The organism is Bradyrhizobium sp. OAE829 (assembly GCF_040546575.1).
Classification (GTDB): Bacteria; Pseudomonadota; Alphaproteobacteria; order Rhizobiales; family Xanthobacteraceae; genus Bradyrhizobium.
Map to the genome: position 1 here is coordinate 7,486,346 of NZ_JBEPOE010000001.1, position 9,810 is coordinate 7,496,155.

Sequence of the window (9,810 nt, forward strand, 5' to 3'; positions counted from 1 at the left end):
GCGAGGCGAGGATTTCCGGACTGGATTTCGAGACAATGTATCAAGACAATCTCGTCGAACGACTGCGCGGCCACGCAGCATTGCGTCCGGATCGGGTGGCGTTGCGCTTCCTCGAAGGAGATGATGTCGCCGGCGAATTGACATTCGCCGCTCTCGATACAAGGGTTCGCGCCGTCGCGTCCCGGTTGCAAAAGTTGGGCTGCGCGGGCGAGCGGGCAGTCATTCTCTTGCCCAGCGGGCTCGACTATGCCGTGGCATTCTATGCGTGTCTGTATGCGGGTGTGATCGCGGTTCCGGCGTATCCACCTGAGGGTGCTGCCGATCGTTATGCGGGCCGTCTCAACGGCATTATGCGTGATGCGGCGCCACGCTTCATTCTGACAAAATCGAATCTGAGTGCTGTCGTGGAAGCAACGCTTCCCGGACTGACCAATGTCCGGATGATCGAGGTTGACGCGATTTCGTCTGAACTTGCTGCGGATTGGCGAGAGACCAGTCCCGCTGGGAATGCCGTCGCTTTCCTGCAATACACGTCGGGGTCGACGTCGCAACCGAAGGGGGTTTGCGTCTCGCACGCCAATCTGACGGCTAACGAGAAGGCCATCCAGGCCGTCGTAGCAGGAACGCTCGACGATGTTTTCGTCAGCTGGCTGCCGCTCTATCACGACATGGGACTGATCGGTGGACTGCTGAATCCCCTGTTCACCGGCTTTACCGCCGTCCTGATGTCACCGCGCAATTTTCTCGAGCGGCCGCGGCGCTGGCTTGAGGCCATCCATCGTCACGGCGGAACGTTTAGCGGCGGGCCTGATTTCGCCTACGCGCTGTGTGCCGATCGCGTTTCCGATGAAACGATCGGACGGCTCGACCTGAGCCGTTGGAGATTCGCATTCTCCGGCTCGGAGTTTGTCCGCAAAGCCACACTTCAGAGATTCGGCGAGCGATTTGAGCGTGCTGGTTTCAATCAACGGGCGTTGACCGCCTGCTACGGTCTGGCTGAGGCGACGCTGCTGGTGACGGCAGGCAACCCGGCGACCAAGGCCGTCAGCCATACGCTCGATACAATAGCCCTCGCGGCGGGCCGCATTGCGACCGCCGATGAAGGCACCGATCTCGTAGCCTGCGGTCAAACGGTAGGGGATCACGTCACGCGCATCATGCGCACGGATGGATCGACGGTCACAGAGGCTGACGAGGTCGGCGAGATCTGGGTCGCCGGTCCCAGCATAGCGCTCGGATACTGGAATAATCCGGAGGCCACCTCCAAGGTATTCGTCGAGCGGGATGGCATGCGCTGGCTGCGCACTGGAGATCTCGGCTTCATTCGAGACGGCACGCTGGTCGTCACCGGCCGGCTCAAGGATCTGCTGGTCGTTCGCGGTCAGAACGTCTATCCGACGGACGTCGAGCAGGCGGTGGAGGCCGACGTCGAGTTGGTTCGCAGCGGCCGGGTGGCCGCTTTTGCGGTCGAGATCGACGGACGGGAAAGCATTGGAGTCGCGGCCGAGTTCAGCCGTACTGTTCTCAAGCGTAGCGATCCTGAGGCCCTTGCCCAGGCCATCGGCGAGGCCGTGCTTCGACAGGCTCAGGAATATCCTTCTGTCATCATCCTGTTGAATCCGCAGGGGATGCCGCTGACGACCAGCGGGAAGCTGCAGCGTTCGGCCTGCAGCGCGCGCTGGGCCGACAACACGCTCGACAGTTTCATGGTTTTCGAAAGAGGGCGTCGTCGCGACGGTACCGCATTGACGGCACCCGCGAGCGATACCGAGCGTGCGCTGGCGTCGATCTGGCGCGACGCGCTCGGCGTGCAGGCTGTCCACCGGGAAGACGATTTTTTCGTACTGGGTGGAAACTCGATCACGGCCGGACAGACCGCCGCCGCGATCCGCGAACGCTTCGGCGTCGAGCTGGAACTGCGCAGCTTCTTCGACGCGCCGACGCTTGCAGCCTTGTCAGGCCGGATCGATACCCTGGTGGGTGAGGGCGCGGGGCGGGCTCTCCCTCCGATCCAGCGGGCGGCGCCGGCAAGCCGCATGACCTTGTCCCATGCCCAGGAACGGCTGTGGTTTCTCTGGAACATGGACCCTGGCGGAACCGCCTACACGGTTGCCAGCACGGTCCGGCTGAAGGGAAAGCTCGATCATGCCGCCTTGTCGCGGGCGATTGCGGAAATCGTCCAGCGCCATGAGGTCTTGCGCAGCACGTTTGTCGCGCACGAAGGCCGCGCAGGGCAGGTGGTTCACGACTCGCTGAGTGTTGGCATCCGGCACGAGGATCTCCGTTCATATTCCGCGCGCGACCGCGTCGAACATGCCGTGGGGCTTGGTCAGTCCGAACTCGCCAAACCGTTCGATCTCGTCAACGGGCCGTTGTTGCGGGCGACCCTGTTGCAGTTCGCTGACGACGAGCACGAATTGTTGCTGCTGGCCCACCACATTGTCGTCGATGGCTGGTCGCTCGACGTGATGCTCCAGGAGTTGGCGGGGCTTTATCGCAGCTTCATCCGGGAGGATTTCGGTCCACCGCCGGTGCCGATGATTCAGTATGCGGATTTCGCAAGCTGGCAACGTGATTGGCTTGCGGGAGGTGAGGCAGACCGGCAGCTCGCATATTGGCGCGAGAAATTGGGCGACACCCACCCGGTGCTGGCTCTGCCCCATGACCGGCCGCGTCTGGCGGCGCAAAGCCATGGCGGAGATACGATCGGCCTTGCGATCGACGGCGCGTTGGCTGCCCAGCTTCAGGAGATCGCGGGAAAACATCGCACGAGCGTCTTCATGCTGCTGCTCGCGGCGTATCAGGCGGCGTTATATCGCTACACGGGCCAGAGCGACTTGCGCGTCGGTGTGCCCGTAGCCGGGCGTCGTCACGCGCAGCTCGAACGATTGATCGGTTGCTTCGTCAATACTCTGGTGTTGCGTGCGGAGATCGTCGATGGAGCGACGTTCCCGGACCTGCTCCAACAGGTCAAGGAAGCGGTAATCGACGCGCTCTCCCATCAGGATCTTCCGTTCGAGATGCTGGTCGACGGTCTGCGGCCCGAACGCAGCGGCGGTCACAACCCGCTGTTCCAGGTGAAGTTCAACTATATGAAGGCGCCGAGCGGGTTTGACGGCGTCGAAGGACTTGCTGCCGAGATTGACATCCTGGACCTCGCGGGTTCGCATTTCGATCTCGCGCTTGATATCGTCGATGGCGCCGAAGGCATGAAGGTGACCTTCAACTACGCGACCGACCTGTTCGACGCCGCGACGATCTCGCGGCTGGCGACACAGTTCGGCTCGCTGCTCCGCCAGATCGCGGAAGACGCAGAACGCCTTGTGTCGGACTTCGTCATCGAGGATGCGAACCGGCAGGTGGTGCCAAGCCAGTCTGCTGCGTTCCGATTCAATGATGTGGTCAGCCTTTTTCGCGCATCGACGGTCGATCGGCAAACCGCGGTTGCGATCCAGAGCGGCGGCGAGACATTGACCTTTGCGGAGCTCGAGCGGAAGTCGGATGATATCGCGCGCGTGCTCGCGGCCGGGGGCGTGACACGGGAAACGCCGGTTGGGCTCTGGATCGAGCGCTCGCCGGCATTCGTGACGGCGCTGCTCGGCGTGCTCAAGGCCGGCGGCGCCTATGTGCCGCTCGATCCGAAATGGCCGGTGGAACGGGTCCGAAGCATCCTGGCGGATGGCGGGATCGAGATCGTGTTGGCGGCCGGTGAGAAGCTGGCCGAGGCGCTTACGCTCGATTGCCTTGTGCTCGATGCGGACACCGACACCACCTCTGAAGAGTTAGTGAGCGTGCTTCCGGACTGCACGATCCATCCGGCGCAGACCGCTTATGTGATTTACACGTCGGGATCGACCGGCGTGCCCAAGGGCGTTGCCGTCTCGCACGGTGCGCTGGCCAATTATGTTCAGGCGTTGCTGCAACGCGTGCAACCGTCGCCGAGTGCGAGCATGGCGATGGTTTCTACCGTCGCGGCCGATCTCGGCCACACCGTGCTGTTCGGCGCACTTGCCTCCGGGGCGACGCTGAATCTGTTGGCTCCAGAAGCCATCCTCGATGCGGATTTGTTTGCGAAGGCGATGCGGGATGGCGACGTCGGCATTCTCAAGATCGTGCCCAGTCATTTGCGCGGCCTGTTGCAGGCGTCACGCTCGGCCGATCTCTTGCCCCGCGATGTCCTCATTCTCGGCGGTGAGGCCTGCGACGCTGATCTGCTGAACGAAATCCGTCAATTGCGGCCGCAATGCCGAATTCTCAATCACTATGGCCCTACTGAAGCGACGGTCGGGGCGGTTACGCATGAATGGGAGCCTGCAGGTGAGGCACGTCCGGTTCCGATCGGCTTGCCGCTCGCTAATCTGCGCGCCCATGTGCTGGACGATGCGCTAAACGAGGTGCCGATCGGCGTCATCGGTGAACTCTATATCGGAGGTGCCGGGCTGGCGCGGGGCTATCGTGGCCAGCCCGGCCTGACCGCCGAACGCTTCGTGCCGAATCCGTTCGGGCCGGCTGGGGAACGGCTGTACAGGACGGGCGATCGGGTTCGTTGCGATCAGTCGGCGCGGTTGGTGTTCCTCGGCCGCGGCGACGATCAGATCAAGTTGCGCGGCTATCGTGTCGAGCTTGGCGAGGTCACGCGCGCGGTCAAGGCGTTGCAGGAGATCGACGACGCGGTGGTGGTGGCCCGCGCCATCGGGGCGGGCGCCGAACGGCAGGAACTCGTCGCGTATTGTGTTCCGCGGGCCGGCATGACGCCGACGACGGACGCGCTCAAACAGCAATTGGCTGCCGTCCTGCCGGAATACATGGTGCCGTCGCGGCTCGTTCTGCTGGAGCGCCTGCCGCTCACGCCAAACGGGAAGGTGGATCGCAAGGCGCTGCCGGATCCGGATCAAGACACGGTCGTCGTGAAATACGCAGCGCCCGAGGGAGAGACCGAAGCGGCGATCGCCGCGATCTGGTGCGAGGTGCTCGGCCGGGAACAGATTGGCCGTAACGACAATTTCTTTGAACTCGGCGGCGATTCAATTCTCAGCCTGCAGATCATCGCGCGGTTGCGCAAGCGCGGCATTCGCCTGACGCCGAAACAGGTCTTTGGACAGCAAACAGTGGCGCGCCTGGCAACGGTAGCTGTCACCGCGGCGGTGCCTGCCGCAAAGAACGAGAAACTGAAGTCGGCAACAATCGTCGAGAACGACCGGGTATCCGGCGTGCATCGCTTGCTGCCGATCCAGACCCGCTTCTTCGATGAGGAATCCGGCAACCGCAATCATTGGAATCAGGCCGTGCTGCTGGTCCCGCAGTCGCGGCTGGACTGGGAGGTGCTGCGACGTGCGCTCGTTGCGGTCGTGGATCATCACGATGCGTTGCGCTTGCGCTTCGAGCAGGTGGATCGCATTTGGCGGGCAGAATATGGCGCCGCGCCGGCGCCGTCAGACTTGCTGTGGGTTCGCACGGATGTCGGCGATGCCGTAGAGGTCACGGCGATTGGGTCGGCCGCGCAGGCGAGCCTGTCGCTGTCATCGGGTCCCTTGTTACGCGCGGCAGCGATGGACCTTGCCGAAGGCAGTCAACGACTGCTGATCGCGATTCATCATCTGGCGGTTGACGGCGTGTCGTGGCGGGTTCTGCTGGAAGATTTGGCTGCGGCTTACGGCCAGTTGAAGCAAGGCGCGGCCACTGTTTCGCTGCCGCCGAAGAGCGAATCCTATGCGTCGTGGGGGGAGAGGCTGAACGCCTATGCGGCCGCCCCGGAGCTTGCCGATGAGCAGTCGTTCTGGCTTGCGCGCGGCGCGGGTGCCGACCTGCCGTGCGATAATGATCACGGTGATCCGGATCTCGTCGGGGACGGCGAAGAGGTGCCGCTGGTACTCGATACCGAACTGACGTCGAGGCTGCTGCAGGAAGCGCCATCCGCCTATCGGACGCAGGTCAATGATCTGTTGCTGGCGAGCCTGGTGCGCGCTGTCTCGCGCTGGTGCGGGGTCGAAGATTTGACGATCGAACTCGAGGGGCATGGCCGCGAGGACCTATTTCCCGGAGCCGACGTTTCCCGCACGGTGGGCTGGTTTACGACGGCCTTCCCGGTACGGCTCAGTGGCGGATCGAGCGACGACGCCACGCTGATCAAATCGGTCAAGGAAGAGCTCCGCGCCGTCCCCAACCGCGGACTTGGCTATGGCGTGCTGCGCTATCTCGGCTCCGAGGAGCAACGCCACGCTCTGGGCCGGCTGGCGGAGCCGCAGATCGTGTTCAACTATCTCGGCCGGTTCGACGGCAGCGTGGGAGCATCCTCGCTCTTCGATTTCGCACCGGAGAGTTCAGGCGCGTCACGAAGTGAATCCGCTCGCCTCAGGGGCTGGCTGAACATCACGGGGCAGGTGCGTGAGGGACGTCTGCTTCTATCCTTTGGATATGGGCGCAAGCGCTATCGGCGAGAGACGGTCGAGCGGCTGGCGTACATGTACGAGACCGCCCTGCGCGAACTGGTGATGCATTGCTGCGGCGGCGCGTCCGGCATGACGCCGTCGGACGTTGCGTTGTCCGGCCTCGGCCAGGCCGATCTCGACCGGCTGGGGACGGCTCTGGACCTGCGCGGTGTCGAGGACATCTATCCGCTTTCGCCGATGCAGCAGGGCATGCTGTTCCACGCGCTGCGCGATGGAGTTGACGATGTCTACGTCAACCAGATCGGGCTCGAAGTGTTTGGTTTCGATGCCGACAAACTGAAGGCGGCGTGGCAGGCGGTAAGCGACCGGCATGCCGCGTTGCGGACCGGCTTCGTATGGGAGCATCTGTCGGGGTCGACGCAGCAGGTGGTGTACCGTCATGTGGCGGTGCCCTTCGTCGAAGAGGATTGGTGCGATCGGGCGGCGGCGCTGGAGCGCAGCGGCCGGCTCGAAATCGCGCTGGCCGATGCGTCACGCCGGGAGCGCGAAAGCGGCTTTGATATCTCCCGCCCACCGCTGCAGCGGGTACGGTTGATCCGGCTCGATGACGCCAGGCACTGGCTGATCTGGACCCATCATCACATCTTTGGCGATGGCTGGAGCTCGGCGCGGCTGGTTGCGGAGGTGCTGCAGCACGTGAACGGCGGTACGCTGCCGACGGTGCAGGGCAGCTATCGCGACTACATCGCGTGGCTGCAGGGCCGCGACCATGCGGGAGCCGCAACTTTCTGGTGCGAGGCGCTGGCAAAGCTTGATACGCCGACCTTGCTGGCGAATGCACTGCCATCGAGCGACAGGGCGCCGGAGGCCGCAGGTCACGCCAGCATCGCGCTTGCGGTGAGCGCGGAGTTGACCGAACGGCTGAAGTCATTTGCAAAGCGGGAGCGGGTGACGCTCAATACGCTCCTTCAAGGGGCGTGGGCGCAGTTGCTGCGGCGGCATTCGGGGCAGGGCGCGGTCTGTTTCGGGGTGACCGTATCGGGCCGGCCGGCGGAACTGGCAGGCTCCGAGGAGATGGTCGGCCTGTTCATCAACACGCTGCCGATCGTCGATGCTCCGAACCCGGAAACCGCTGTTGGCGATTGGCTGCGCCAGTTGCAGGAGCAGAACCTGGCCTTGCGCGAGCATGGCTGGACGCCGCTGTACGAGATCCAGCGTCTTGCCGGTCATGCCGGGCAGACGCTGTTCGACACAATCCTGGTGTTCGAAAATTATCCGATCGATGAAGCGTTGCGGAAAACCGGCGAGGGCGGTCCGCGTCTCGGGCGCGTGGAGCACGTCACGCCCACGAACTACGCGCTGGCGGTCGCCGTGTTTGCCGGAGCGGATGCGCTCAATCTGGAGTTCAACTACGACCGGGCCCGTTTCGACGGAGCCGCGATCCGGCGCCTACGCGACGCCCTGAGCGGAATGCTGCAGCAGGTCGTGGCCGATACCGAGCGACCGGTGGGTGATATCGGATTGCCCGACAATGGTGAAGCAAGGCGGCTCCTGGACTGGAGCGGCCCCGCGGCCTTGGCGGCATCGCGCTCGCCTTATGTCGGCGTCGTCGCGCATATCGAGGCGCAGGCCGCAGAGGCGCCTTTGTCGGTTGCGCTGGTGTGGGGCGATACGCCAGTCAGCTATGGTGAGTTGAACGCCAGGGCGAACCGGCTGGCGCGGCGTCTTCGTCGCTGGGGCATTGGTCCGGATCGCCTGGTCGGTCTGGCGCTGACACGCAGCCCGGACATGATGGTCGCGCTGCTGGCAATCCTCAAGGCCGGCGGTGTCTATCTTCCGCTCGATCCGGACTATCCAGACGATCGCCTCGCCCACATGCTGCGCGACAGTGGGACGAAGCTGGTATTGACGGAAAGCACGCTGCTCAAGCGTTTCGCGCCGGTGCTGCGTGAGGCCGGGATCGAGGCCTTGCGCCTGGACGAGCCGCAGCAGTGGCGCGCCGGTGACGATGCAAGCAACCTCGATGTCGAAATCCATCCGGACAGCCTGGCCTATGTGATCTACACGTCAGGTTCGACGGGAACACCGAAAGGCGTGGCGGTCTCGCACGGACCACTCGCCATGCATTGCGAGGCGATCGGCAAGCTGTACGGCATGAACTCGGGCGATCGGGAGTTTCAGTCGGCTTCGATCAATTTCGACATCGCCCACGAAAGATGGTTGGTGCCGCTGATGACAGGCGGGTCGCTCGTCCTGCCGTCCAGGCCAGGTCTGCTGATCGACGACCTGGTCGGCGAAATCGAACGTCGTTCGGTCACCGCGCTCTTCCTGCCTCCGGCCTATGCCGACCAATTGAGTGAAGCGTTGCGGCACAGCGGCCGACGCCTTTCGCTGAGGCTCTGCATCGTGGGCGGCGAGGCCTGGTCGGATACGGGCATCAAAGCGTTTCGCCGGGCAGTCAATGTCGGTCTACTGATCAATGCCTATGGTCCGACCGAGACCGTGATCGCGCCGACGGCATGGACTGTCGACGAGACTGCGTTGACGCCGGGTCAGTACGCGCCGATCGGACGGCCCGTTGGTTTGCGGTCCGCCTACATTCTCGACGCTGAACTCAACATGGTCCCGGCCGGCGTAACGGGCGAGTTGTTCATCGGTGGTGTTGGGCTGGCGCGGGGCTATCTGAAACGCGGCGCGCTGACGGCGGAACGGTTCATTCCGGATCCGTTCGGCGGCGACGGCGGGCGTCTCTACCGGACCGGCGATCTGGCGCGGTGGCGGGCTGACGGCGTGATCGAATATGTCGGACGCGCGGACGATCAGGTGAAGATCCGGGGCTTCCGGATCGAATTGGGAGAGATCGAAGCGCGCTTGCTGGAGCAGCGCGGCGTGCGCGCCGCTGTCGTCGTGACGCGCGAAGCGAGGGCGGGACGTCAGCTGATCGCCTACGCCAGCGGCGAGCGGACGCTCGACGGCCAGGCGCTGCGCCAGGCGTTGTCGGCCATGCTGCCGGATTACATGGTTCCCGCGACAATCGTGGTGCTCGAACAACTGCCGCTGACGCCGAATGGCAAGATCGACCGGCGGGCACTGCCGCCGCCAGACGAAGACGCTGCGGCGCGTCGCAGCTATGCGGCGCCCGAGGACGAAATCGAGATCGCGCTGGCGACGATCTGGACCGAGTTGCTGGGCGTCGAGCGGATCGGACGCAACGATCATTTCTTCGAGCTCGGCGGACACTCATTGCTCGCGGTGCGGCTGCTCAGCCGGGTGTCACAGGATCTCGGCGTGTCGATTCAGATTTCGGATCTGTTCGTTCATCCGGAACTGGCCCAGTTCGCCCGGATCGTTTCGATCAGGCTGATCGAGCGCGAGTTCGATGCGGAAGAACTTCAAGATCTGATCGCATCGGGACTGTGAC

Annotated in this window: 1 protein-coding gene; it reads left to right on the forward strand. The window is 63.9% G+C overall.

Annotated features, from left to right (window positions below):
• Positions 1 to 35 precede the first annotated feature (35 nt).
• Positions 36 to 9,809 carry a non-ribosomal peptide synthetase gene (locus ABIE49_RS35655; RefSeq protein ID WP_192734747.1) on the forward strand — a complete coding sequence of 3,258 codons (9,774 nt, stop codon included), beginning with the start codon at positions 36 to 38 and terminating at the stop codon, positions 9,807 to 9,809.
• Position 9,810 lies beyond the last annotated feature (1 nt).

Coding starts and splice junctions, on each gene's coding strand:
- ABIE49_RS35655 (WP_192734747.1), top strand. CDS start 36: ATGTATCAAGACAATCTCGTCGAACGACTGCGCGGCCACGCAGCATTG.